The organism is Streptomyces sp. NBC_01283 (assembly GCF_041435335.1).
In the GTDB taxonomy this organism is placed as follows: Bacteria; Actinomycetota; Actinomycetes; order Streptomycetales; family Streptomycetaceae; genus Streptomyces.
Map to the genome: position 1 here is coordinate 9,398,578 of NZ_CP108430.1, position 26,464 is coordinate 9,425,041.

Consider the following 26,464-nt stretch of genomic DNA (forward strand, 5'->3'; position numbering starts at 1 on the left):
CCTTTGGCGATGCCGTCCGGGCTGGCGAAGGACCGGCCGGCCAGGGCCGTCTCGCGGAAACAGGCGCCACCAGCCTTCTTGGAGGCTGAGCCAGCAGGCGCCGACGAGGGTGACGTGATGGTGCCGGCCCCGCCGGCACCCCGTCCCAGGCGTAGTGGCCTCCGCCATGTTCCTGGGCATGGCGGAGGGACTGTTTGCCCGCCGGCTGGATTTCAAGGACGGCGAAGCGAGAGCGCATGCGGCCTTGCCGCCAGGACACCTCGCTGAACACGCCGTGCTCGGCTGCCGGTTGAGGCAGTGTTACCGGCCGGGTGCGGTAGCGGGGCAGGGGCGCCGGGCCCAGCCCGCCATAGGCCGGTCCCACACAGCCAGGCGATCCAACAAGTCCAGCGCGAGCTGGGTCTTGGCAGCAAAGGTGACGTACTGCGGGACGCCGGCTCTGCGGCGCTGGGCCGCATCGCTGGTCCACTCCCCGGGCAGATACAACTGCCGCTCCAGCGGGCCGGACCTCCTCGCACAGCCGTCGCGCGATCCGTTGCCGCATGTTCCCGTCCGGCAGCCGCTCGGCCATCGGCTGGATCGGCCTACGCCGTCCCTCCAGCATCAGGAGGGGCCGCGCAAGCCGACGCCATGCCTCTGGCCAGGCAAGATCAGTACACCTGACGAAGCACTACGAGCGATCCTGACGTGCTGTCGGCTGCGGCCCGCCCAGGGGTCCCGCCGGAGCGAGCAGCTCCGGACCCAGGGACCGGGCGCTGCCGCAGCCGATCTGCGTCAGAGCGACGTCGAGCTCGGCGAGCAGGCACCGCAGGACGTGCCGCACGCCGGGACGTCCGTCGAGCGCCAGTCCGTACAGGTAGGGCCTGCCGAGGAGGACGGCGTCCGCGCCGAGGGCCAGAGCCTTGGCGACGTCGGTGCCGGTGCGGACACCGGAGTCCATCAGCACAGGGACGGTGCCGCCGACCGCGGCGCGCACTGCGGGCAGGCAGTCCAGGGAAGCCGCCGCGCCGTCCAGCTGGCGTCCCCCGTGATTGGAGACGATCACGCCGTCCGCCCCGTTGGCCACGGCCAGGCGCGCGTCGTCGGGGTGCAGGACCCCCTTGACGAGAAGGGGAAGACTCGTCCACTCGCGCAGCTGGTTCAGTCGGTCCCAGGTCAGCGACGGGTTGCCGTTGACCCGGGCCCAGTGCCTGACGACCGACTCGGGGCCGGCATCCGGCGGCAGCGCCGCCCGGAACACGGGATCACTCGTGTAGTTGGCGAGCCCGGTGCCGCGTATCAGCGGAAGGTAGCCGTGATCGAGGTCCGCGGGCCGGTAGCCGACGGAGGGATTGTCGACGGTGAGGACCAGCGCCGTGTAGCCGCTCGCCTCGGCCCGGCGGACCAGGGACGCGGCCAGTTCGTCGTCCGAGGGCCAGTACAGCTGGAACCAGCGGGGCCCCGGCCCGGCAGCCGCGGCCACCTCCTCGAGGCTGTGCGAGGAGTAGGAGGACAGCACGAACGGCAGCCCGGCGTCGGCCGCGCCCCGGACGGTGGCGATCTCACCCTCGGGGTGCACGGCAGTCTGTGCGGAGATCGGTGCCAACAGGACCGGTGCGGGCAGGGTCTGGCCGAGGAGGTCCACTGTCAGGTCGCGCCGCGTGAAGCCGCGCAGTGCCCGGGGCAGCAGGCGCCACCGGTCGAAAGCGTCCCGGTTGGCGCGCCCGGTGGCCCCGGTCCCGGCGCCGCCGGCCACGAAGCCGGACACCGCGGGCGGGAGGACCGCACGGGCCGCGTCCTCCAACGCCGTGAGATCGGTGGTGAGTTGACCTTTGCGGCTGTCGGGGCCCGCCAGGTATATCTCGCGCACCAGGTCGGACGCGCTCGTCGGTCCGGCCGGGGCTGCGGTGCGGGTGTGCTCGGTCATGGCATCGGGGTTCCGTTTCCGTTCTCGGTGGTGGTCCGTCCGTCGGACGGCGGCTCCTGACCGAGGACATCGGCCAGGAGCCGGGGGGTCGGCCAGTCGAAGACGAAAGTGGCCGGAAGGCGCAGCCCGATGGTGGCCATCAGCCGGTTGCGCAGCTCCACCGCCCCCAGCGAGTCCATGCCGACGTGGTCGAAGGCGATGTCCGGGTCGATCGCGTCGGCGGAGGCGTGGCCGAGCACTGCGGCGACCTCGGCGAGGAGCCGCTCCAACATTGTGTCGCCGCCTTCCGCGGCCGCGGTGTCCCCGTGGTCGTGCGGCAGCTCGGTCGAGGACGGATCCTCCTCTCCCCCTGGCTTCCCGGCGTCGGCGGGCAGGAGGGACTCCAGGATGCGCGGGAGAGTGCCGCCGCGGTGCTGTGCGGCCAGGGCGCCGCGATCCCAGCGTCCCGCCACAACCACCGGCTCAATCCCGTGCACCGCCGCGTCGAGGAAGCGCAGGCCCTGTTCGATGGGTATCAGCAGGACGCCGACCCGGGCCATGCGGTCGATCTGGGCGTTCGTGAGGGTGCTGCCCATGCCTCCCGACACATCCCACTGGCCCCACACGATGGCCACGCCGGGCTTGCCGGCGGTGTGCCGTTGCTCCATCAGGCCTTCCAGGAACCCGTTCGCGGCGGCATAGGCGCCCTGCCCCGCCGAGTTGAGCGTGCTGGCGACCGAGGAGTAGACGACGAACGCGGACAGGTCCAGGTCGGCGGTCAGTTCGTGCAGATGGAACGCCGCGTCGACCTTGGGACGCAGCGACCGGTCGAGGTCGTCGGCCGTCAGGTCGGTCAGCAGACCTCCTTCGAGGAAACCCGCGGCATGGACGACACCGCCGATGCGGACACCGGAGCGGGCAAGCCTGTCGAGAACCCCGGCCAGTGCCTCGCGGTCGGCGGCGTCACAGGCCACCGTGCGGACCTTGGCACCGAGATCCCGCAGGTCCGCGATGACGCGCTCCGCGTCGAGGCCGGGGGCGCCGCGCCCCATCAGGACCAGCTGCCGCACACCGTGCTGCTCCACCAGGTGCCGGGCGGTGATCCGGCCGAGCCAGCCGAGCCCACCGGTGATCAGCACCGCTCTTGTCGGGTCCCAGGTACATCCGGGGACCGGGGCGCCGGCGGCGCTGGCGAGGGCCGGCCGGTACGCGGTCCCCTCACGCAGCGCGAGCTGGCTCTCGCCGGAGGCCAGCGCGGCGGCGAACGCCTCGCGGCAGGCGGCGGTACCGTCCTCGTCGAGCAGGACGAACCGGCCCGGGTACTCGGCCTGCGCGGACCGGAGCAGTCCCCACACGGCGCGGTGGGCGGGCCGTATGCCGGGGTCCTGCTCGTTCCCCACGGCGACGGCGCCGCGGGTGACCACCACCAGCCGGGCGTCCTCCTCCTGCTCGTCAGCCAGGAAGCCCTGGACCGCGGTCAGCACCTCCAGCAGGGTCTCCCGGACCGCTGCCGGGGTCCCGGCCCTGTCGGTCCGGCACGTCAGCACGGTCGTCCGCGGGAGTGCTCCACCTGCGGCGAACGCCTCGGCGAGGTCGGTCCACGGCGTGTCCGGCGCGACGCCGGCCGGCTCGGAGACCGGCGTCCAGTACGGCACCAACAGGCCGTCGGCCTCCGGCGCGCCGGAAGGACCGGCGTCGGCGGCCGGGACCGGCCGCAGGATGAGAGAGCCGATCGAGGCCAGCGGCCTGCCGTCGGGGTCGGTGAACTCGGCCGAGACCACGTCGTGGCCCGCGGGTGTCAGATGGACCCGCACCCGGGCCGCGGCGCCGGCGGCGGCCCGGACCCGCACGTCCCGCCAGATGTGCGGAAGCAGGCCGGGGCCCGCGGCACCCTCGGCGGCGAGCGGGTGCAGGGCGGCGTCGAGGAGCACGGGGTGCAGGGCGTGCGTGCCGGGCCGCACCCCGTCCGGAAGGGTCACATCGGCGATGGTCTCCGGGCCGGAGCTCCACATCGCGCCGACACCGCGGAACGCCGGTCCGTACGCCAACTCCCGGTCCGCGAGGGTGCGGTAGAGCTCGTGGGGCGGCAGGTCGAGCGGCGCGGCCGCCACGGGGAGGCCGCGCCGCGGCTCGGCGCCGGGCTCCGATCCGAGCCGGGCGACAGTGCCGTGGGCGCACCGGATCCAGGCCGACTCCTCGGTGTCCGCCCGGCGGGCGTGCACGGTGACGGCGCTCCGGCCGTCGGCGTCGGCCGCCGCGATGAAGACCCGCAGGTCGAACTCCGCGCCGTCCACCACGTCCAACGGCTCCTCGTGGACGAGCTCCTCGACCGTGTCGCCGCCCGTCACACGGGCGGCGCTCACCACCGCGTCGAGCAGGGCGGTGCCAGGCAGCAGCGTCCTGCCGGCGACCCGGTGGTCGGCCAGCCAGGGGAGCGTGGCGTGCGAGAGCCGTCCGGTGAACATGACCCCGTCCGGCGCCGGTACCTCCGTGGCGGCGGCCAGGATCGGGTGGTCGAGATCGGTGATCCCGGCCGGGCGGGCAGCTGTGCGCTGCGGCGCGTCGATCCAGTAGCGGCGCCGCTGGAAGGCATACGTCGGCAGCGGGATCCGACGCGCGCCGCGGTCCGCGAACACGGCGGCCCAGTCGACGTCGGCGCCGACCGAGTGCAGCCGGGCGAGCGCGGTCACCAGCGTGGCGGCCTCCGGCTCCTGGTCGCGCTGCGCCGCGACCGCCGTCGGTGCGGCCTGGCCGGCGAAGCAGTCGGCGACCATGCCGGTGAGTTCGCCGGACGGGCCGACCTCCACCAGCCGGTTGCATCCCAGGTCGCTCAGGGACCGCACGCCGTCCTCGAAGCGGAACGTCTCGACCGCCTGGCGGGCCCAGTGGTCGGGGTCGGCGAACTCGTTCTCCCGCATCGCCCGTCCGGTGAGGCCCGAGACCACCGTGAGCTCCGGCTCACAAAAGCTCAGGTTCTTGACGGCCGCGGCTCCGCTTCCCGAAAGCCCCTTCGCCAACCGGCTGTGGGCCACTGCCAGTTCGGCCGCGTCGGCGAGGGAGAGCACGCCGGCGGCATGAGCGGCGGAGATCGCGCCGACGGAGTGGCTGAGGACGGCCACGGGCGCGACCCCACAGGACTCCAGCAGGCGGAACAGGGCGACTTGGTAGGCGAAGAGCGCGAGCTGGGAGTGTTCCGGGCGGTCGAGCAGCGCGGTCCCGGAGCCGAAGAGGACCGTGCGCAGGGGCTGGTCCAGGTGGTCGTCGAGTTCGCGGCAGACGGCGTCGAACGCGGAGGCGAAAGCCGGGAACGTCCGGTACAGCTCCCGGCCAGTGCCGGGCCGCTGGAGGCCGTGCCCGGAGAACAGGAGGGCGGTGCGCCCCTCTGTGGCCCGGCCGCGTATGGCCGCGGCACCATCCGGATCCGCCGCCAGGGCGTGCAGCCCGTCGAGCAGGCCGCCCTCCTCGCTGGGCAGCAGGACCGCGCGGTGCGCGAGGTGGCTGCGGGTGGTGGCAAGCGAGAAGCCGAGGTCGACAAGGTCCGCGGGGGCGGCCGACGCAGTGGTCAGCGAGTCGAGGACCCGGCGGGCCTGGGCCTGCAGCGCGGCCGGATTGTGCCCGGACAGAAGGACGGGGACGACGGGCAGCGGCCCCGCGTCCTTGTCCTTGTCCTTGTTCTGGTGGGTGGTGGGGGGGTGGGGTGGTTGTTCGAGGATGAGGTGGGCGTTGGTGCCGCTGAGGCCGAAGGAGGAGATGGCGGCTCGGCGGGGGCGGTTGTGGTGGGGCCAGGGTTGGGTGTGGGTGAGGAGGTTGAGGTGTCCTTGGGTCCAGTCGATGCGGGGGGCGGGGTGGTTGGTGTGGAGGGTTTTGGGGAGTTGGCCGTGGTGGATGGCCATGGTCATTTTGATGATGCCGGCGACTCCGGCTGCTGCTTGGGTGTGGCCGATGTTGGATTTGATGGTGCCGAGGTGGAGGGGGTGTTGGGGGTTGCGGTTGGTGCCGTAGGTGGCGAGGAGGGCGTGGGCTTCGATGGGGTCGCCGAGGGCGGTGCCGGTGCCGTGGGCTTCGATGGCGTCGATGGTGTCGGGGGTGAGGTGGGCGTCGGTGAGTGCGGCGCGGATGACGGCTTGTTGGGAGGGGCCGTTGGGGGCGGTGAGTCCGCTGGCGGCGCCGTCGTGGTTGAGGGCTGAGCCTTGGATGACGGCGTGGACGGGGTGGCCCAGGCGGTGGGCGTCGGAGAGGCGTTCGAGGAGGAGCATGCCGATGCCTTCGGACCAGGCGGTGCCGTCGGCGGTGGCGGCGAATGCTTTGCAGCGGCCGTCGGGGGCCAGGCCGTGCTGACGGCTGAACTCCACGAACGACACCGGTGTCGCCATGGTCGTGGCCCCTCCCGCCAGGGCCAGGGAGCATTCGCCCCGGCGCAGTGCGGTGGCGGCCAGGTGGACGGCGACCAGGGAGGAGGAACAGGCCGTGTCCACGGTCATGGCAGGACCTTCGAACCCGAAGCCATGGGAGATACGCCCGGAGGCGAAGCCGCTCGCGCTGCCGAGGGCCATATAGCCCTCGTACTCGACCGGCGACGGCAGGACACGGTAGCCGTAGTCGTCGTACATGGTGCCGACGAAAACGCCCGTGCGGCTGCCGTGCAGTGCCGACGGCACGATTCCCGCGTCCTCGAACGCTTCCCACGCGGTCTCCAGCAGCAGCCGGTGCTGCGGGTCCATCGCATGCGCCTCGCGCGGCGAGATCTGGAAGAACTCGGCGTCGAAACCCGTGGCGTCGTCGAGGAATCCGCCCTCCTTGACGTACGACGTCCACGGCCGTTGCGCGTCCGGGTCGTACAGCGAGGACAGGTCCCAGCCGCGGTCCTCGGGGAACGGCCCGATCACGTCGCGCTCGTCCATCACCAGCTGCCACAGGTCCTGCGGGGACTCGACTCCGCCGGGGTAGCGGCAGGCCATCCCGACGATGGCGATCGGGCCAACGTCGTGCTCCGCCTTCGTGGCCGCGGCACGAAGCTGCTGATTGTCCTTCAGGGCCGCCCGCAGTGCGTCGACCAGTTCGTCGTGCGATGCCGTCATCGGGACTCTCCGTCGATCTGTGTCGGGGTGCGTTCACCGCGGTCCGTCCCCAAGGCCAGGCGGACCAGCTCCTCGCTGCTCATCGTGTCCAGTGAGGTGTCCTCGGACGGCGGTTCGAGGTCCGGCTCAACCGGGCTTTGCTCCTCGCCGTTCTCGGCGGCGAGCTCCGCCATCAGGCGATCCGCGAGGGCGGCGGGGCTGCGGTGGTCGAAGACGGCTGTCGAGGCCAGTCGCACACCCGTCACCGAGGTGATCCGCTGCTGCAGTTCGAGCGCGGTCAGGGAGTCGACGCCCAGGTCCTGGAAGCGTGCGCCGGCCGGCACCTGATCCGGAGCGGAGAGCTCAAGGACGGCGGCCACTTCGGCGCGTACCGCCTCAAGGACGAGGTGCTGGCGTGCCGTACGGGGCGCATCGGCCAGGCGGCGGCGCAGCGCGGCGGATGCGCCCGGGGCCGACGGGGCGGGCGCCGAGCGGCGGGACTTCGTGGCGGCGGGGACGAGCGCGCGCAGGAGGGGCGGGGCCGACTCCGCCGTCAGTTCCCGCGTGTCGAGGCGGGCGGGCAGCAGGACGGTCGCGGTGTCCGCGGCGGCGGCGTCGAAGAGGGCCAGGCCGTCCTCGACCGACAGCGCGGCAGCTCCGTGGCGGGCCAGGCGCTGCAGCTCCGTCGTGCCCAGCCCGCTGCCGAGACCCTCTCCGGCATCCCACAGCCCCCAGGCCAGTGACGTGGCCGGCAGCCCTTCGGCACGGCGCTTCAGCGCCAGAGCGTCGAGGTAGGCGTTGGCCGCCGCATAGTTGCCCTGCCCCGGTAGGCCGAGCGTGCCGGAGAAGGACGAGAACAGGACGAAGGCGGACAGGCCCGAATGCCGGGTCAGTTCATGAAGATGGACGGCCGCGTCGGCCTTTGGCCGCAGGACGGCGTCCAGGCGTTCGGGGGTCAGCCGCTGCACGATGGTGTCGTCGAGGACGCCGGCCGCGTGCACCACCGCGGTCGGCGGCTCGTCGAGGCCGTCCAGGATGGCGGCCAGGGCGGCGCGGTCCCCGACATCGCCTGCCGAGACCGTCACTCGCACGCCGGCGGTCTCGAGGTCGGAGGCGAACTCCGCCGCGCCGGGTGTGTGCGGGCCGCGCCGCCCGACCAGCACCAGCTGGCGGACTCCGTACCGGTCCACCAGATGACGGGCGACCAGTCGTCCCAGGGCGCCCAGGCCGCCGGTGACCAGGACACGGCTGTGCCGGTCGAAGGGGGCGCGGCCGGAGGGGGACGGGCGGTGAGGGCGCAGGCGGGGTGAGAGGAACCGGCCGCCCCGGAGGGCGAGTTGGGCTTCCTTCGAGGCGGCGGCCCTGAGCAGGCCGCGGACGGACTGCGGGGCGCCGTCGCCGTCGATCAGGGTGAATCGCCCGGGGTGTTCCGACTGCGCGGCGCGGACCAGGCCCCACACTGCGGCGTGCTCTGGGTCCGAACGGGTGTCGCCGGGCGCGGCCACCGCGTCCCGGGTGACCAGGGCGAGCCTGCCGGCGGCCAACCGGCTGTCGGAGAGCCACTGCTGGAGGAGACCGAGAACCTCATGGGCGGCGGCCCCGGTCGGCCCGGAACCGCCGGGCGGGGAAGCCGTGACGAACGCGAGGACGACCTCGGGGACCGCGGCGCCCCCGTCGACGGAGCGGAGCAGGGCGTCGAGACCGGTGTGGACGCGTGCCGCTGTCCCGTCCGCCTGCACGAGCTCGGGCAGCGCCTCGGCGCCCGGGCCCACCGCAGCCCACGTGCCGCTCAGCAGCGGCGTGTTGGGAGCGAGATCGGTCCAGTCCAGGGCGAACAGCGCGCAGTCGCTCGCCGCGGACGGGGCGGGTGGCTTGAGCTCGCGCAGGACGAGCTTGTCCACACTGAGGACCGGGGCACCCGTGTCGTCGGCGACGAGCAGGGAGCAGGAGTCGTCCGCACCACGCCGCAGACGGACACGGAGCGGGCCGTTGCCGGGCCCGTGGAGCGTCAGGCCCTGCCATGCGAAGGGCACGAGGAGCCGGGACGCGTCCCCGTCGGCGGCGGCCAGCGCGTGCAGGGCCGCGTCCAGGGCGGCGGGATGCAGTTGGAAGCCGTCACGGCTCGCCTTCGCGCGCGATGCCACCACCGCGTAGAGATCGCTGCCGTCGCGCCAGAGCTCGCGCAGCCCCCGGAAGGTGTAGCCGTAGGCGTAACCGCGCTCCGCGAGCCGCGGATACAGGTCGTCGACCGCTACCGGTGAGGCCCCGCTCGGCGGCCATGACGGGAGTTCGGCCACCTCTGCCGCTCCCGCGTCCGACAGCGTTCCGCTGGCGTGCCGGGTCCACGCGGCACCGCGGGTGCCCGCCGCACGGGAGTAGAGCGCGAGCGGACGGCTGCCGTCCTCGTCGGGAGCGCCGACGATCAGCTGTATGTCGGTGGGCCGGGCGACCGGCAGGACCTGTTCCAGGGTGAGTTCGGCCACCTGCTTCGCACCGGCCCGGCGGGCGGCACTCAGCGCGAGCTCCGCGATGCCCGCGCCGGGCAGCACCGGGATCCCGGCCACAGTGTGGTCGGCCAGCCACGGCATGTCCTCGGCGTCCAGACGACCCGTGAACACCAGCCCGCTTGCGTCGGCCGGCTCCAGAGCCTCGTCGAGTACCGGGTGGGACCGGGCAGTGCCGTCGCCCGCAGCCGGGGTGCTCAGCCAGTAGTGCTGACGCTGGAAGGGATAGGTGGGCAGCGGGATCCGGCGGCCGCCGGGGAAGGAGGCACCCGGATCCAGCCGGGCACCGTTCAGAGCCAGCCGGGCGAGGGCCGTGGTGACGGTACTGACGGGGTCGTGGCCGCGGCGCACCAGGGGGGTCACGATGCCGGGGGAGTCGGGGCCCTGGCTGCGGCGCGCCAGGACGGACAGGACCCCGTGCCCCATCTCGACGTACTCGGTGACACCCCGGGATTCGAGGAAGCGCACGCCGTCGTGGAAGCGGACGGTGCCGCGCAGTTGGCGCACCCAGTAGTCCGGGTCCGTCAGCATCGCCCCGGTGGCGACGCGACCGGTGAGATTGGAGACAACCGGTATACGCGGTTCGCGGAACGTCAGCCCGGCGGCTACGTGACGGAAGTCCTCCAACAGGCCGTCCATGTGGGGGGAGTGGAAGGCATGGCTGACCTTCAGCTCGGTGGCCCTGCGGCCTCTGGCGCGCCAAGCCTGCGCGAGTTCCTCGGCGGCCTCGGCGTCGCCCGTGACGACCACGTCCCGCGGCCCGTTGACGGCGGCGAGATCCAGCCGGCCTGCATACAGGGCGAGAGCCTCGCGGATCTCCTCCTCGGTGGCTTCCACGGCCACCATGCGGCCGCCCGTCGGCGCGGACTGCATCAGGCGGCCCCGGTGGGCGACGAGGGTGCAGGCGTCCGCCAGATCGAGGACACCCGCCACATGGGCGGCCGCCAACTCGCCGATGGAGTGGCCCAGCAGCAGGTCGGGGGCGGCCCCGTGGTGCTCGAGGAGCCGGAAGAACGCGACTTCGAGGGCGAAGAGCGCGGGCTGGGTGTAGGCGGTCTGGTCGAGCAGCGCGGATTCCGGGGTGCCGGGCGCGGCGAACAGGACGTCCTTGAGGGCGTGTTCGAGGTGCGGGTCGAGATGGGCGCAGGCCTCGTCGAAGGCGCGGGCGAAGGCGGGGAAGCGGCCGTGGAGGTCGCGGCCGGCCCCCGGGTACTGGCTGCCCTGGCCGGGGAAGAGGAATGCGGTCGCGTCGACTGCCGAGGTGCTCGTACGGGTGAGGACCTGAGGCGCTGCTTCCCCCTGGGCCAGGGCTTGGAGGCCGCGCAGGGCCTCGGTGCGCCCGGTGACGAGGACGGCAGCGCGGTGGGTGTGTGTGGTGGTGCGGGTGGTCGCCAAGGAGTGGCCGATGTCGGCGGTGGCCAGATCCTGGTGGGCGGTGAGGTGGTTGTGCAGGTGCGCGGCCCGGGAACGCAACGCCTGTTCGGTCTGACCGGACAGCAGCCAGGGAAAGGAGCCGTCCTTGTCGCCGGTGGTGTCGCTGTTGTTCTGGTGGGTGGTGGGGGGGTGGGGTGGTTGTTCGAGGATGAGGTGGGCGTTGGTGCCGCTGAGGCCGAAGGAGGAGATGGCGGCTCGGCGGGGGCGGTTGTGGTGGGGCCAGGGTTGGGTGTGGGTGAGGAGGTTGAGGTGTCCTTGGGTCCAGTCGATGCGGGGGGAGGGGTGGTTGGTGTGGAGGGTTTTGGGGAGTTGGCCGTGGTGGATGGCCATGGTCATTTTGATGATGCCGAGCGACTCCGGCTGCTGCTTGGGTGTGGCCGATGTTGGATTTGATGGTGCCGAGGTGGAGGGGGTGTTGGGGGTTGCGGTTGGTGCCGTAGGTGGCGAGGAGGGCGTGGGCTTCGATGGGGTCGCCGAGGGCGGTGCCGGTGCCGTGGGCTTCGATGGCGTCGATGGTGTCGGGGGTGAGGTGGGCGTCGGTGAGTGCGGCGCGGATGACGGCTTGTTGGGAGGGGCCGTTGGGGGCGGTGAGTCCGCTGGCGGCGCCGTCGTGGTTGAGGGCTGAGCCTTGGATGACGGCGTGGACGGGGTGGCCCAGGCGGTGGGCGTCGGAGAGGCGTTCGAGGAGGAGCATGCCGATGCCTTCGGACCAGGCGGTGCCGTCGGCGGTGGCGGCGAATGCTTTGCAGCGGCCGTCGGGGGCCAGGCCGTGCTGACGGCTGAACTCCACGAAGGGCGCGGCATTGACCATGACGGTGGCCCCTCCCGCCAGGGCCAGGGAGCATTCGCCCCGGCGCAGTGCGGTGGCGGCCAGGTGGACGGCGACCAGGGAGGAGGAACAGGCCGTGTCCACGGTCATGGCAGGACCCACGAGTCCCAGTACGTGGGCGACGCGGCCGGACAGCACGCTCGGCAACCTGCCGGTGATGGCGAACGCTTCCTTCTTGTGGGTCCCGTACTCGGCGTACATGAGGCCGCAGTAGGTGCCCGTCAGGGTGTCACGCAGCGCGGTGGGGTCGATGCCGGCGTGCTCGATGGCCTCCCAGCAGGTTTCGAGAACCAGACGCTGCTGGGGATCCATCCTGACGGCTTCGCGGGGGCTGATTCCGAAGAGGGTGGGGTCGAACTCGGCGGCGTCGTAGAGGAATCCGCCCTCGCGTGTGCTGGAGGTGCCGGGGTGTTCGGGGTCGGGGTGGAAGAGATGGTCGAGATCCCAGCCGCGGTCGCGCGGGAACGGGCCGATGGCGTCGACACCGTCGGCGACTAGCTGCCACAGGCCGTCAGGCGAGGTCACGCCTCCGGGAAAGCGGCAGGCCATCCCGACGATCGCGATCGGTTCGCGCCGCGTGCCGCTCATCGGGTCCGGTCCGGGGACCCCGCGGGTGTCCGTGACTGACATGCCTTCCCTCATTCGGAGTCGACCAGCAGCCGTGACAGGCCGCGTATGCCCAGGCCGTCCTTCCAGACAACCGGTTCCGGAACGTCAGCCAGCCGCAGCGCCGGGAAGCGCTGCGGGAGCCGTTCGAGGACGATGCGCAGCTGGAGTCTCGCCAGTGGTGCGCCCAGGCAGCGGTGCACGCCGTGCCCAAAAGTGAGAGGTGGGGAATCGTGGCCGGAGCCGAGGTCCATGGACGCCGGCTCGGCGAACACCCCGGCGTCGCGGTTGCCGTGGAGCAGGGCCACCACGACGCCCTCGCCCGTCTGCACGGTGACGTCGCCCAGCTGCACCGGTTCGGTGGCGATACGAACGAAGGTCAGCGGGGTGGCCGGGGCCAACCGGATCAGCTCCTCCGTCGCGTTCCCGACGTACTCGGGATGTGCGAGGAGCTCTTCATAGGCGCTGCGGTCGGTCAGCAGCGCCAGCAGCGAGAGGCCGATCTGGCCGGTGGTGGTCTCGTAGCCCGCCATCAGAAGGGTGAGACCCAGGGTGAGTAGTTCGTTCGTGGAAAGTTCGCCCTCGTCCTGCGCGATGGTCAGGTCACTGAGCAGGTCATCGCGTGGATCGCGGCGCTTGCGGTCCAGCAACTCCGTGATGTACTCGATGAGTTCGATGCGGCGCCGGGCCTTCTCGCGGAGGCTGGTGACCTCCAGGTCGAAGAGCACGTCCACCCACCCGCGGAAGCGGGGAGTGTCCTCCTCGGGAATGCCGAGCATGGTGGTGAGTACGGACAGCGGCAGCGGCCGGGCGAGGTTCTCGATCAGGTCAGCACCGTTGCCGATCTCGGCGATCGCATCCAGCCGACGGTCGGTCAGATCCGTCACGAAGGCGCTCATCTTGGCCATCCGGCCGGTGGAGAACGCGCCGCTGACCAGGCGCCGCAGACGGGCGTGCCGATTGCCGTCCATGCTCATCATGGAATCCGCCGCCGGCTGGGCGTCATTGAACGTCGGGGCGCCGGGCCGGAGCGCGGCGGCCCGGCTGAACCTCTTGTCCGCAAGGACCGACCGCCCCAGTGCGTAGCTGCGTACGAGCCAGAAGGGGTGGCCCGTGCCGGCGACCACACGCACGACATCCTCGGGACCAGGACGCAGGATGTCGGGAAGCGGGCCCAACTGGTCGATCGTGGATTTGGTCATCGGGATACCTCGTCACTGGCCGGACGGCCGGAAGCTGCGGACTCGGCGCTCCACCTCGTGCAGCAGCTCGAACTGCCGGTTGAACGCGATGCGCACGTACTGAGCACCGCGGACGGGATCGGCGAAGGAGGGGGCCGCCGGGACGACCACGACCCCGGTCGCGTCGAGGAGTTCGAGGGTGAAGGCACGGCCGTCCATGCGTCCCCCGGTGAGCGGGCCGATGTCTGCCAGGAGGAAGCACCCGCCCTCCGGGGGAGAGATCTTCATGCCCATGCCCGTGAAGATCTCCAGGGCGAAGTCGCGGCGGCGGCTCATCTCCTCGGATGCCGTCCTCAGGTCCGCGGAGCCGGCCGCATGGCCGACGGCCAGCTGAAGTGGGCCAGGGGCGCCGTTGGTGGTGAGTTCCTGTACGCGCCGCATCGCCGTGGTGCGCGTGGCGTCCGCACGCAGGAAGCCGAGCCGCCACCCGCTGATCGCGTAGCTCTTGGAGAGCGAGCCGACCAGCACGCTGCGCTCCGCGAGGCCGGGCACCTCGGCGATCGAGGTCTGCTCCCGGCCGTCGAAGACGAAGCTGCTGTACACCTCGTCACAGATGACCGTTGCGTCCCACCGCTCGGCCAACTCGGCGACCTGCTCGAGCTCCTGACGGGCCAGCACACGGCCCGTCGGGTTGCCGGGCGAGTTCAGGAGGACCACACGGGTACGGGAGTTGAAGGCGGATGCGAGTTCGTCGGGGTCGAACCGCCAGTCGGGCGCGTGCAAGGGGACATGCCGGGGCACGCCGCCCGCGAAGGCGACCGTCGACCTGAACTGCTCGTAGCCGGGATCGAGCAGGACGACCTCGTCACCGGGGTCGATGAGCGCGTGCAGGGCCAGGAAGAGGGCCTCGGTGCCTCCGACGGTGACGGTCAGCTCCGTCTCCGGGTCGGTCGGCACCGGGAGGGTGGCGGCGATGTGCTCCCGCAGCTGCAGATCACCCGGGGGGAAGACATACTGATTCTTCCCCGCACGTATCGCGTCATTTGCTGCCCCGATGATGTCGACAGCGGTCTCGGGATATCCGGGCGTGCCGAGCGCCATATCGATTCCTTGGCGTTCGCGCGCCATGAGGAATATTTCCCCCAGGCTATTGCCCTGCAGTGCCGCAACCCTCGTCGATATCCGCGGACCATGGTCTGTGGGATGCGTCATGCCACTCCTCCGCCTGCCCTTTTCATCTGCCCGTTCTGGGAAAGCCGACCCATGAGCTCCGCGGCTTCCTGGTGTCGACTGCAGGCGCGCTGGCTGAATGACTGCTTTACCCGTTCGCGGACCTCGGGGGACTGCTCCTGACTGAGCTTGAACATGCCCTCGGCGCCTGTCACGGTGACGCGGAACGCCCCGACACCGGAAACGATACTGCGGAAGTAGTCGATCGATTCTGACTGATCCCATCCAGAACCGAAACTGCTTTCAAAGGTCCGTGCCGTGGCCCGCACGACTTCGAGCGTCTCCTCGAGCGAGTCAATCTTCTCTATCACACCGTGCACATGCACCGACGTGAAGTTCCAGGTCGGTGCGGCCGGCGTCACGTCGTACACCGCAGGCGACACGTACCCGTGCGGACCGGTGAACACCAGGAGGACTGCATCGCCGGTCCGCAGCGCGCGCCAGTGGGGATTGGCCCGGTTCAAGTGCCCGAGCAGGACGGTGCCATTCGGGCTGTCCGACCAATCGATCACCGTACCGTGATCCGGGATAATCGGGAGATGAGTGGCCAACGGCCCGTCGTCACCGCCGTTGGTCACTGCCAGGGACAATGGATTGTCGCGGATCAGATCGCTCATCCAAGAACCATCGGGTTCGCGGTAATGGCGGGGAACGAACATGCGGATATGTCACCCCTCGAAGTCGAGTAGCCATGGCATCGGAATGGTGGGATTCCTGTCCCGTCGGCAGGACAACCGATGGGCGGACAGGGCCTCTTGCGTGCGCCTCAACGCTATCAACCTTGACGCACCGCAGGTCTTCAATGCAACGTGATTACGCAAGCATGCGGGGTCGAAGTCAAACACGAAAGACCTACGTGGAACAGCCCGTCGAAACGTAATTGCTCAGAAGCTTGATTGTGTGTGAGCGGGTGGGTGCCAGAGGCTTCGCCGAAAAGGACCGCCCCCAGGTCACACAGGGATCTGGGCAGTCACGTTGCAGCCACGCTAGCGGAAGAAGTGTTTCCATGGGTGTCAATTCAGCTGAGATATACGATGTCGTGGGAGTTGGATTCGGGCCGTCCAACCTGGCGTTCGCCATTGCTCTGGAAGAGAACGGGGACGACGCTTCTGCGGGCCCAGTCACCTCCGCGTTCTTCGAGCGGCAGTCCTCGTTCGGCTGGCATCGCAATATGCTGCTGCCGTCGGCGACGATGCAGGTGTCGTTCCTGAAGGACCTGGCCACACTCCGCAATCCGGTCTCGCGGTTCGGATTCGTCTCCTTTCTTCACGCCTCCGGCCGGCTTGAACAGTTCATCAACACCCAGACATTCTTCCCGACCCGGGAGGAGTTCCATCAGTACCTTGACTGGGCACAGGCGCTGTTTTCCGGCCAGGTCTCGTACGGATCGGAAGTCGCGGGAATTCAGTTGCCCTCGGAATCTGCTTCCGCAAATGCCCAGTACCTTCAGGTCAAAGTGCGTGACAGTGACAGGGGCGACATCAGGACCGTCGCCGCCCGCAATGTCGTGATCTCCACAGGTCTCGTCCCCCAGGTGCCGGACGGCGTGGCATCCGACGAACGGGTCTGGCACAGCTCCGAATTCCTGGAGAGGTTCAAACAGGCCTCCCCAGACACCTTGAAGAAGGTGGCAGTCGTAGGGGCCGGACAGAGCGGGGCCGAGATCGCCAGATTCCTGTACGACAGCCTTCCACAGGCTGAGATCTACGCGATCATTCCGTCCTACGGATATTCGATCGCGGACGATACCCCGTTCGCCAACCGGGTGTTCGACTCCGCGGCGGTCGATGACTACTATTTCGGTACGGAGCGTTCCCGGGAAGCCTTCTGGCGCTACCACAAGAACACGAACTATTCGGTTGCCGACGACGAAGTCATCCGGGACCTGTATCAGCGTGTGTACATGGACGAACTGCGTGGGACCAATCGCCTGCACATCCTCAACATGGCTCGGGTCACGAATGTCAAGCGAATGGGGAACGAGTCGCGCGTCTCCATGGAGTCGCTGCTCGACGGCGGTTCCCAGGACCTCGACGTGGATGCGCTCGTCTTCGCCACCGGCTACGACTCCATGGACCCGAGCGGCGTACTGGGCGAACTCGACGGCTACTGCCTGCGTGACGGCGCGGGAAGATACCAGGTCGGTCGCGACTACCGGCTTGTGACCACACCGGATGTCTCGTGCGGCATCTACCTCCAGGGCGGCACCGAACACACCCACGGACTGACGTCGTCCCTCCTGTCGAACATCGCCGTGCGCGGCGGCGAGATCGCGGATTCCATCCTGCAGCGGCGGTCCGTCGACGGGCCGGCGACGTCCGGACTGACCACCTCTGCCTGATGAGGACTGACTATGGCCGCAGCACAAAGTCCATTGCGCGTCGGCGTGCTCGGCTGCGCGGACATCGCCTGGCGCCGCACTCTGCCGGCGATGACTGCCTGCCCTGACATCGAGGTCACCGCCGTCGCGAGCCGCGACGAGGCAAAGGGGAGGCGCTTTGCCGCGGCCTTCGGGGGCCCCCGGGTACTGGGCTATGAGGAACTTCTCGCCGCTCGTGACATCGACGCGGTCTACATACCGCTGCCGACGATGATGCATGCGGACTGGGTCGCCAAGGCACTGCGGGCGGGCAAGCATGTGCTCGCCGAGAAACCGCTGACAGGGGATGCAAAAAGCACGGACGAGCTGTTGGCACTTGCCGAATCACGGGACCTGGTGCTTTTGGAGAACGTCGCTTTCCCGCATCACTCGCAGCACGTCCGTGCCCGGCAAATCCTCGCTGACGGAGCAGTCGGCGAACTGAAGGACTTCGCGAGCGTGTTCACGATTCCGCCGCTGCCGGATGAGAACATGCGCTATCGCCCGGATATCGGCGGCGGCGCCCTGCTCGACATGGGCATCTATCCGATCCGTGCTGCGCTGTACTACCTTGGCTCTGCTCTTGAAGTACTCCATGCCGTACTGCGGATTCGTTCCCGCACGGGTGCCGTGGTCTCCGGACGTATCCTCGCGTGCACGCCCGGGGGAGTGACGGCCGACTTGGTCTTCGGAATGGAACACTCCTATCGGACCGGCTGCGCGTTCGCCGGCAGCAGCGGACTGCTGCTGCTCGACCGGGCGTTCACGCCGCCGCCGTCATTGCAGCCGGTGCTGCGCATCGAGCGGCAGGATCACCGTGAGGAGATCACGTTTCCGGTGGATGACCAGTTCGGCAATATCGTGCGGTACTTTGCGAATGCGGTGCTGACGGGATCGAACATGCTCGATCAATCAGAGATGAGTCGGCGTCAGGCTCGAATCATTGACGACGTGGAACGCGTCGCCGTACGGATCGAGATCCCTTAGAACGGCCAACACCATGACCGGAGTTGTCGGCGGGAGTACCTCATCGTGTCAGCCGTTTTCAGCGGGCGCCACTTCAAGTCGAAGAGGACAGAGAAGGTGATGACCTCGGAGTTCCTCGTCGGGACCCTGCACACCAAAGTCCTTCTGATCGGTGGCACCGGATTCCTCGGTCGGCATGTCCTCAACAGGCTGTCCACGGCCGGCATGGACGTCACCGTGGTGACCAGGCGGCCGGCCGCCGTGCCCGCGGGGCACGGGGTGGCCGAGCTGGACGACAGAGGTCCGCGACGAGCTCAGTTCGCCTCGATGATCAACCGGTTCACCCCGGATGCCGTGGTCAACACCGCCGGTGAAATCTGGCGGAACGACGCCTCCTTGCTGCAGGCAGCCAATGCCGAGCTCCCGGAACAACTGGCGCTGGCGATGGCCGACATCGGCAGCACCGCCCGGCTGGTGCACCTCGGCTCATCTTTGGAGTACGGATCATTGCCTCACCCGCACGCGACCGACGAGAGCTGCCCGCAGGAGCCGCGGTCGGAGTACGGGCGAAGCAAGCTGCGGGGCACCCGGAGGATCTTCGAGATCGCCCAACAGGCGTCGCTGGACGTTGTGGTCCTCCGCATCTTCAACGCCATCGGATCGAACATGTCGCCTGCGAGCCTGCTCGGCAGGACCGTGCAGACACTCGACCGAGCACGGCGGGACGGACGCCCGGCGCGGCTCACCCTGTTCGACCTGAGACAGCACCGCGACTACGCCGACGCCCGCGATCTGGCGGAGGCGGTCCTCCGGGCAGCCGTGTCGCGGCGGCTCGTGGGCGTACCGGTGCTCAATCTCGGCACCGGGCGGGCCGGCAGCGCCTACGACCTGGTCCGCGGGCTCGCGTTGGTCAGTGGAGTGGAGTTTGAGATCGACGTGCTCCCGGCGCCCGAGGGCGGCGGGCGATCACTGGCCGCCGGCTGGCAGATTGCCGACCCGACTCTGGCCCGGCATCACCTGGACTGGTCGGCTGCTCGGACGCTACCGGAGACCCTGCGCTGGATCTGGCGGACCGCCGGAGAGGGCCAGGCCCAACCCATTGCTGGCTGCCCCGCGGAAGGTACCCGATGAATGACAACCTCAAGGACGAGATCCTCTCACTGGTCAACGAGTACCATCACGCGGCCGGGACCGAGACATCCACATGGGTGCCCGGCGAGAACCGGGTGCTGGCCTCGGGCGCCGTACTGACGGCGGCGGACCGGATGGCACTGGTCGAAGCGGCACTGGACCTGCGGATCGCATCCGGGAGCTATGCCATCCGGTTCGAGCGGGCCCTGGCCGGCTACTTCGGATTGCGCAAGGCTCATCTGACCAACTCTGGGTCCTCGGCCAACCTGCTGGCGCTGTCGGCGCTGACCGCACCGGAGTTGGGCGACCGCGCGCTGCGCCGCGGCGACGAAGTGATCACGGTGGCGGCAGGGTTCCCCACCACTGTCAACCCGATCATCCAGAACGGAATGGTGCCGGTCTTCGTCGATATCGACCTGAGCACCTACAACACCACCACAGAGCTGGTGGAGGCGGCGATCGGCCCCAAGACGAAGGCCATCATGATCGCGCATGCGCTCGGCAACCCCTTCGAGGCCGCCGAGATCCGGGAGCTGGCCGACCGGTACGGGCTGTGGTTCGTGGAGGACAACTGCGACGCCGTCGGCTCCACCTACCGCGGCAGGAAAACGGGAACCTTCGGGCACCTCAGCACCGTCAGCTTCTACCCGGCTCACCATCTCACGATGGGCGAGGGCGGCTGCGTCCTGACGGGCAGCATAGAACTCGCGCGCCTTGTCGAGTCCTATCGAGACTGGGGGCGGGACTGCTGGTGTGAACCAGGAGAGGACGATCGATGCAATAAGCGTTTCGGCTGGCAGCTCGGCACGCTTCCCTCCGGCTACGACCATAAATATATATTCTCCCATGTGGGATACAACCTGAAGGCGACCGATCTGCAAGCGGCCCTGGGGTTGTCTCAGTTGGAGCGGCTGTCCGAGTTCTGTGACAGCCGACGCAAGAACTGGCTCCGCATGAGATCGGGGCTGCAGAATGTTCCAGGCCTTACATTGCCCGAACCCGCCCCGAACAGTGATCCAAGCTGGTTCGGGTTTACGCTGACGGTTGAAGATTCAGCGCCGTACTCCCGCCGGGACCTGCAACTCTACTTGGAGTCAAAACGCATCAGCACCCGGCTGCTGTTCAGTGGAAACCTCACCCGTCATCCCGCTTATGAACGCGTCGAGTACCGGATATCTGGCAGCCTGTCCAACAGCGACAAGGTCGCCAACGACACCTTGTGGATCGGCATTTACCCCGGCGTGACCGACGAAATGATCGACTATGTGGTACGCGAAATCTGGTCGTTCGCGAAAGGGTGTCCGCGCTGAACCCTGACGTGCCTTCCTCGAACGCACTGACAAGACCCGCTCCACCCGACACCTCTGGGTCTCCCCTATGAATGACCAGGCCGAGCCCACGAAAAAAGGTTAGAGAGGTAAGTACTCATGACCATCGCGGAGTGCCGTGTGTGCGGCAATCGGACACTGCTTCAGGTGCTGGATCTGGGAGAACAGGCACTGACCGGCGTATTCCCTCGCAGTCGCACGGAAGTCGTGCCGACCGCCCCACTCGAGCTCGTCAAGTGTTCGCCGGACGGATGCGGCCTCGTCCAACTCCGGCACACCGCCGACCTCAGCCTGATGTACGGCGATCAATACGGATACCGCTCGGGTATCCGCCCATTCATGATCAACCATCTTCGCAGCAAGGTGGACGAGCTCACCAAGCTTGTCGACATCGGCCCCGACGACCTGGTCCTGGACATCGGAAGCAACGACGGGACCTTGCTGTCCGGGTACCCGGCGGATGGCCGCACTCTCGTCGGAGTGGATCCGACGGGCGAGAAATGGCGAGAGTTCTACCCCGAACACATCGACCTGATCCCGGACTTCTTCTCCCGGGAAGTCTTCGCCGCTCACTACGGCTCCCGCCGGGCCAAGGTCATCACCTCGATCGCAATGTTCTACGACCTGCCCGACCCGCTCCGGTTCATGAAAGACGTGAAGGCGACGCTCGCCGACGACGGTGTGTGGATGCTGGAGATGAGCTATCTTCCGGCAATGCTCAAGGCGACCGCCTATGACGTGATATGCCACGAGCACCTGGAGTACTACGCACTCAGTCAGATCGAGTGGATGGCCGAGCGCGTCGGCCTCGACGTCGTGAGAGCAGAGATCACCGAGGTCTACGGCGGCAGCCTCTGCGTCACGCTCGCCAGGCAGGGCTCCGGGCATCGGCGTGACGAGGCGGCACTGAACCGCTTGCGTGCCCGGGAGGCCGGACTGCGGCTCGACACCATGGTGCCCTTCGAGTCGTTCGGCGAGCGTGTTCGCGAACACCGCGAACACCTACGTGACTTCCTCGACACCTCGCGCAAGGACGGCAAGCTCACCCTGGGCTACGGCGCCTCCACCAAGGGAAACGTGATTCTCCAATACTGCGACATCGGAGAGGACAGCCTGCCGTGCATCGGAGAGGTCAGCCGGGAGAAGGCCGGCCGATTCACCCCGGGCACCCAGATCCCCATCGTCTCCGAGAAGGAGGCCCTCGCACAACGACCTGACCAGCTGCTGGTGCTCCCATGGGTCTACCGGGACGGATTCATCGAGCGGGAAGGCGAATTCCGCTCCCGCGGCGGCAAGCTGGTCTTCCCGCTGCCCGCGCCACTGAGCATCGTGTAGCGGCGGCTGTCCCTCGGTATCGTCCGCGGCCGCCCGGCACTGTCCGGGACGGCCGCCGAGGGCGAGTCGGGGCGCCAATGCACGAGGCTGAGGGTCCTTCACGATCAAGACAAGTGCACGCGCTGAAGGCTGAGGTGCATGCGGTCGACCGCGCTCTGGTTCAGCAGGCGCTCGAAGATGAAGACGGGCGAGCCGGATTCGCCGTCCTGGTAGCGGCCGGGACCGGCGAAAGCATCCCATGTGCGGATGAGGCTGTCGATCGACCGCTGACCGAGGCCGGCCTATGCGGCGGACGGGTGCTGGGAGATGAGCATGCGCGCCAGGGGCGTGGCGACCTCCCGCGCGCCCGTGCTCAGCGCGGCGAGGATGCCGGACTCGTCAGGGTCGGTGCGCAGCGTGAAGGCCGAGTGCATAGACAGAGTGGCCGCCCGTCGTGACCGGTGCGGGCCGAAGGCTCCGATGCTGATCATCGAGGTCTTGGATACGGATGTCGCCACAACGATGCTCGTACTGGATGATGTTCAGCGCGCCGGTGAACTGCAGCAGCTCGGTGAGCTGTTCAGGCAGCGCGACGGGATCCAGGATCGAGCCGAACCCACCCCGGGAGAGCGAGGCCCCCGGACGGTCAGCTGTCCGCTCCTGTAGAGGCGGACCTCCGCCAGCTCTCCGTGCTGGGGCTGGTCCCAGGGCTGGACACGGCTTGCATGCTCACGGCCAGGTGCTCGGCGGACTTCGACGGGGTGAGAGCGCACTGAACGACCGAACGGTCAGACACCCGGCCCTCCCGGCGGATTTCCCTACCAAGGACCCTCCGAGAGGGAAGAAAACCTGTCCGGGCGGCCGCACTGCGTGCAGGAGGATGAACACCTATAGCTCCAACTCCCGCCCCCTCGCCTCCTGAGGATCCTTGCTCGAATGCCGTCCGAATCCACTCCCGCTACCCCACCCCCTCACAACAACCGCCGTAACCTGCGTGCGGATCAGCAAGCCGCGGTCGACAGCGCGGTACGCGGACTCAAGAACCCGGGCTCGCGCGGACACCTGGTCTCCGCGTGTGGGACGGGTAAGACGCTGATCGCGCTGCGTACCGCCGAGGCCCTCAACATCAACCATCTACTGGTGGCGATGCCGTCCCTGGACCTGATCGGCCAGTGGGCGGCAGCGGCCCGTGCAGACGGACGCCGCGAGCCGCTGCTCGCCATCTCCTCACTCCAGGCCGACAAGCACCCACTGCTTGCCGGTGCGGGAGCAGTGAGCACCGGCTCGGGGGACTACCTGGCGTCCTGGCTGTCACGCCACAAGAAGGCGACCGTGTTCACCACGCTCGATTCCCTCCCGCGGATCGAGGAAGCCCAGCACAGCATCTTCCCCGCCCCTCTCTTCGACCTTCTGGTCGTGGACGAGGCACACCGGACCGCGGGCTCCTGGGGCAAAGAGTGGACGATGATCCACGACAACAACCGCGTCCCGGCCGCCCGGCGCCTCTATGTGACCGCGACACCGTACGCGTGGCAGGCCCCGCGCCTGACCGAAGTCCCAGACACCCGCCCACACCCCAAACACACCGCGTCGGCCACCCCGGCCTGGGAGTCCCCATCCCTCATCGCGTCGATGGACGACCCGAAAGTCTTCGGCCCTCGTCTCCACACCTACTCCCACGCTGACGCGATCGACGACCAAGTCCTGGCCGACTACCAACTCCTGGTCCCCACCGTCACCGACACCGACCTGAGGGCCCTCCTTGCCGACCCCGACGGCGCACACACCGGTTTCGCTCCCACAGCCCGCCGCACGACCGCTCTGCACCTGGCCGTCCTCAAAGCCATGACCGAGCACGACCTGCACCACGTGATCGTCTACTTCCAACAGGTCGCCGACGCCACCGATTTCACCCGCCAATTCCCCCACACCCTGCGCACCCTCCCAACCGAGCAACGCCCGCCCTGGGCCGCCACCCTGGCCGTCTCATCCATCAACGGCACACACACCCCCGACCAGCGCGCGAAGATCCTCGCCCGATTCGCCGCCGCCGACCGCGCGGTGATCACGAACGCTCAGGTGTTGTCCGAGGGAGTGGATCTACCGACGGTAGACGCCATCGTGTTCGCGGACCGCACGGGCAGTGTGCGACGGATCGTGCAGGCCCTGGGCCGCGCCCTGCGCAAACCCCCCACCATCGAGGTCAAGACGGCAAGCCTGGTCATCCCCGCCTACATCCCGCCCGGCGCAGACCCCACCAACCTCCTCGACACCCCCTACGAAGCCCTCTGGCTCATCACCGCCGCGCTGCGCCGCCACGACCAGTCAATCGCCGCCCGCGCCCCGCGCAAGAACACCAAGCACCGCCTGGACCGCGACACCCACCGGCTCCTCGCGCGCCGATTCCGCTTCGACTTCACCCTCGACCCCGCCCACATCGCCCGCGCAATGGACCTCCTAGCCTGGCCCTCGAACACCGCTGTGCTCTCCGCACCCCGCCGCGCCGGACTGGCCGCAGCCACCCGCTTCCACACCGAGTACGGCCATCTCCAAGTCCCGGCCGATTACGAGGACGCCTTCGGCTACCGCCTCGGCCAGTTCATCACCAGCCAGCGCACCGCCCACTCCCGCGGCCTGCTGGAAGAGGACTGGACCACGGAACTCGACGCGCTCGACATGGTCTGGGACCACCACGAGGCCATCTGGCAGGGCCAGTTCACCACCGTCACCGCCTATCACCAAGAGCACGGCCATCTAGCCATCCCCACCGACACGCCAGGCGGCCAGTTCCTCATCGACCAGCGCGCCGCCGCACGCAAGGGCCGCCTCGCCCCCGACCGTGAAGCCCAGCTCACCACCCTCGACCCCGACTGGCTTCTCCCGCACGGCGCGGACTGGCACCGCAAATACCACCTCCTGCGTCGCCACCTCGAAGCCGGCCATGATCCCGCAACGCTGCGCCGTGACACAGCCATCGAGGGCGTGAAGATCGGCAGCTGGCTGCAGCGCCAGCTCACCACCTTCACGATCCTGGAGCCCGCCCAGCGTGCTCTGCTGTCCCGGATCGGGGCCGACCCTGCCCGGCTACGGCTGCCGATCGGCAAGCGTGCCCGTCGTTCCTTCGAACAGAACGCGGAACTGCTGAGGGCATTCACCGAACGTCAGGGTCGGCTGCCCGGCGCGCGGGAGTGGATCGAAGCCGACGGGGCACGCGTTGAGATCGGTTCCTGGCTTCGCAGGGTCCGAGCCAAGCAGAACGAGGGACAGCTCACGGAAGAACAAGATCGCCTGCTGTCCGAGATCACCCCGGCCGATCCATCGAGTCCGCCGGACCGCGAAGAGGACCGGGCCTGAACTTCAAACAGTTCAGAGTTTTCACTACATTAGACACAGCCCCCCGGGCAGAGTCAGACCACGGGGATGCAGGAGAGATGATCAACTCCAGCCACGCCGGCACTCGCACCCCGGCCTCCGACTCCCGGTGCCGGGGAGAGGACCGAAGCCGACGGCGAGTGCATGCTGTTGGTCCGTGGCTGCGCAAAGCGCGTACACGACACAGGACCGGTCAACATCCCCCAGAGCGATGGAAGTTGACGCAAGGGAACCTCCGGGAAGCCCGACCCGGAGCCTCCGCACTCCAAGAGAGGATTCGAGCCACCTCCCGGAAGTCCCACCGAGCAGAGAGCCTGATAGGCCGATCCAACAGGCAGTACGGCAAGCGTGAATTCTCCAACAATGGCCGCTCACCATCGGCCCAAAGTCCCGCGAAATAACCGGAGTTACGGTATTATGGAAACCATAGACCATCACAGAAAGGGCCTCTTCTAATGCCGGAAAGGACACATGATTTCGGCCACTACGGGGCCCGAGGAATCAAGGGCAGCGAGGCCGTCGCACGCCAACTCGACCAGCTCGCCGGCTACATCGCCACCCCCATCACCGCGCAGCGCGGTCTGATGGCACGCCTCCACTACCTGACGAAATCCGACCATGCCCGCCAGGCCGCGCGCGAGGCCGGGCTGACCGTCACTGACCGCACCATCAAAGCCTGGTTGGAGGGCAAACGCCGCCCCTCCAACGCCAGCCTCCAACAGATCGAGACCGCTTACCGCACGGTGCGCCGGCGGAACGTGGCCCGTTACCTGCTGCGCCGGCTGAACGGCGGGGGAGGGACAAGGGTGGAGATCCACCCGTTCAATCAGTCCCGGGTCGATCGCAGGTTCCAGCGGGTGCTGGAATACCGCAGCCTCAACATCCGCCAGTGGGACACCCTCATCCGAGCCTGGGCGGCAGGGGACATGAGCGCTCTCGATGATGCCTGGGTGGATGCCATCGTGGACCTCGGGTCCCAATGGGGACAATATGAATACGTGTCAGCCGTCGGATTCGCAGCATAGAACTGAGTGTCTGTCAATTTCTTCAGGGAAGCAAAGAATTGACAGACACTCACCGACCGGACGAGGCACCAGACCCCCTTGCTGCGTTTTTCGTGAAAGCCGCGGAGCGGATTTCACGGGCAGGCCGAATTGCGGAGCAATTCGTGCCGCAGACAACGGAGTTGGCCGCACCGGCGGCGGAGTCGCTCGGCCTGCCGCGCGGGCGCGGCTTCCCGCACGTAGCGGCGGCGCGTCACTGTCTGC

At 68.8% G+C, this 26,464-nt stretch carries 16 protein-coding genes and 1 pseudogene; 8 read left to right on the forward strand and 9 right to left on the reverse strand.

Features of this window, described 5'->3' with window-relative positions:
- Nucleotides 1–300 precede the first annotated feature (300 nt).
- The 8 genes and pseudogenes from OG302_RS42395 to OG302_RS42430 form a co-directional block, all read right to left on the reverse strand.
- Nucleotides 301–486 carry a transposase gene (locus OG302_RS42395; RefSeq protein WP_371524548.1) on the reverse strand — a complete coding sequence of 62 codons (186 nt, stop codon included), beginning with the start codon at nt 484–486 and terminating at the stop codon, nt 301–303.
- 184 nt (nt 487–670) lie between these two features.
- A complete protein-coding gene (locus OG302_RS42400; RefSeq protein ID WP_371524546.1) occupies nt 671–1,906 on the reverse strand; it encodes an alpha-hydroxy-acid oxidizing protein in 1,236 nt (411 codons plus the stop codon).
- On the reverse strand, nt 1,903–6,963 hold the full coding sequence (locus tag OG302_RS42405) for an SDR family NAD(P)-dependent oxidoreductase (protein WP_371749977.1): 5,061 nt from the start codon (nt 6,961–6,963) through the stop codon (nt 1,903–1,905). Before OG302_RS42405 ends, OG302_RS42400 begins: the two co-directional genes overlap by 4 nt.
- Entirely contained in the window at nt 6,960–11,216 is a 4,257-nt protein-coding gene (locus OG302_RS42410; RefSeq protein WP_371749978.1) for a KR domain-containing protein, read from the reverse strand. The genes OG302_RS42405 and OG302_RS42410 overlap by 4 nt, the downstream gene beginning before the upstream one ends.
- A gap of 73 nt (nt 11,217–11,289) precedes the next feature.
- Nucleotides 11,290–12,351, reverse strand: a pseudogene (locus OG302_RS42415) (beta-ketoacyl synthase N-terminal-like domain-containing protein); the annotation flags it as partial.
- Entirely contained in the window at nt 12,348–13,517 is a 1,170-nt protein-coding gene (locus OG302_RS42420) for a cytochrome P450 (RefSeq protein WP_371524542.1), read from the reverse strand. The gene OG302_RS42420 and the pseudogene OG302_RS42415, both read right to left, overlap by 4 nt.
- 12 nt (nt 13,518–13,529) lie before the next feature.
- A complete protein-coding gene (locus OG302_RS42425; protein ID WP_371524540.1) occupies nt 13,530–14,597 on the reverse strand; it encodes a pyridoxal phosphate-dependent aminotransferase in 1,068 nt (355 codons plus the stop codon).
- Nucleotides 14,598–14,704: 107 nt separating this feature from the next.
- Entirely contained in the window at nt 14,705–15,385 is a 681-nt protein-coding gene (locus OG302_RS42430; RefSeq protein WP_371524538.1) for an FMN-binding negative transcriptional regulator, read from the reverse strand.
- 347 nt (nt 15,386–15,732) lie between these two features.
- Here OG302_RS42430 and OG302_RS42435 point away from each other — a divergent pair, with 347 nt between their 5' ends.
- The 5 genes from OG302_RS42435 (at nt 15,733) to OG302_RS42455 (ending at nt 21,845) form a co-directional block, all read left to right on the forward strand.
- The gene (locus OG302_RS42435; protein WP_371524536.1) at nt 15,733–17,067 is read left to right on the forward strand and encodes a lysine N(6)-hydroxylase/L-ornithine N(5)-oxygenase family protein; all 1,335 of its coding nucleotides are present in this window, start codon (nt 15,733–15,735) and stop codon (nt 17,065–17,067) included.
- A 12-nt stretch (nt 17,068–17,079) separates the two neighbouring features.
- Complete coding sequence (locus tag OG302_RS42440; RefSeq protein WP_371524534.1) at nt 17,080–18,072, forward strand: Gfo/Idh/MocA family protein; 993 nt, start codon at nt 17,080–17,082, stop codon at nt 18,070–18,072.
- Between the two features lie 99 nt (nt 18,073–18,171).
- Nucleotides 18,172–19,182: an NAD-dependent epimerase/dehydratase family protein gene (locus OG302_RS42445; RefSeq protein ID WP_371749979.1), complete on the forward strand. Its 1,011-nt coding sequence runs from the start codon at nt 18,172–18,174 to the stop codon at nt 19,180–19,182.
- Complete coding sequence (gene rfbH / locus OG302_RS42450) at nt 19,179–20,492, forward strand: lipopolysaccharide biosynthesis protein RfbH (RefSeq protein WP_371524532.1); 1,314 nt, start codon at nt 19,179–19,181, stop codon at nt 20,490–20,492. The genes OG302_RS42445 and rfbH overlap by 4 nt, the downstream gene beginning before the upstream one ends.
- Nucleotides 20,493–20,609: 117 nt before the next feature.
- Nucleotides 20,610–21,845 (forward strand): class I SAM-dependent methyltransferase, encoded by a 1,236-nt coding sequence (locus OG302_RS42455; protein WP_371524530.1) that lies wholly within the window; start codon nt 20,610–20,612, stop codon nt 21,843–21,845.
- 281 nt (nt 21,846–22,126) lie between these two features.
- On the opposite strand, the gene OG302_RS42460 is transcribed toward OG302_RS42455, so the two are convergent.
- Complete coding sequence (locus tag OG302_RS42460; RefSeq protein ID WP_371524528.1) at nt 22,127–22,258, reverse strand: hypothetical protein; 132 nt, start codon at nt 22,256–22,258, stop codon at nt 22,127–22,129.
- 46 nt (nt 22,259–22,304) lie between these two features.
- On the opposite strand from OG302_RS42460, the gene OG302_RS42465 reads away from it, so the two are divergent.
- The 3 genes from OG302_RS42465 (at nt 22,305) to OG302_RS42475 (ending at nt 26,221) form a co-directional block, all read left to right on the forward strand.
- Nucleotides 22,305–22,490 carry a hypothetical protein gene (locus OG302_RS42465; protein ID WP_371524526.1) on the forward strand — a complete coding sequence of 62 codons (186 nt, stop codon included), beginning with the start codon at nt 22,305–22,307 and terminating at the stop codon, nt 22,488–22,490.
- Between the two features lie 270 nt (nt 22,491–22,760).
- A complete protein-coding gene (locus OG302_RS42470) occupies nt 22,761–25,178 on the forward strand; it encodes a Helicase associated domain protein (RefSeq protein ID WP_371524524.1) in 2,418 nt (805 codons plus the stop codon).
- Between the two features lie 473 nt (nt 25,179–25,651).
- Nucleotides 25,652–26,221 carry a transcriptional regulator gene (locus OG302_RS42475; RefSeq protein ID WP_371524522.1) on the forward strand — a complete coding sequence of 190 codons (570 nt, stop codon included), beginning with the start codon at nt 25,652–25,654 and terminating at the stop codon, nt 26,219–26,221.
- Nucleotides 26,222–26,464 lie beyond the last annotated feature (243 nt).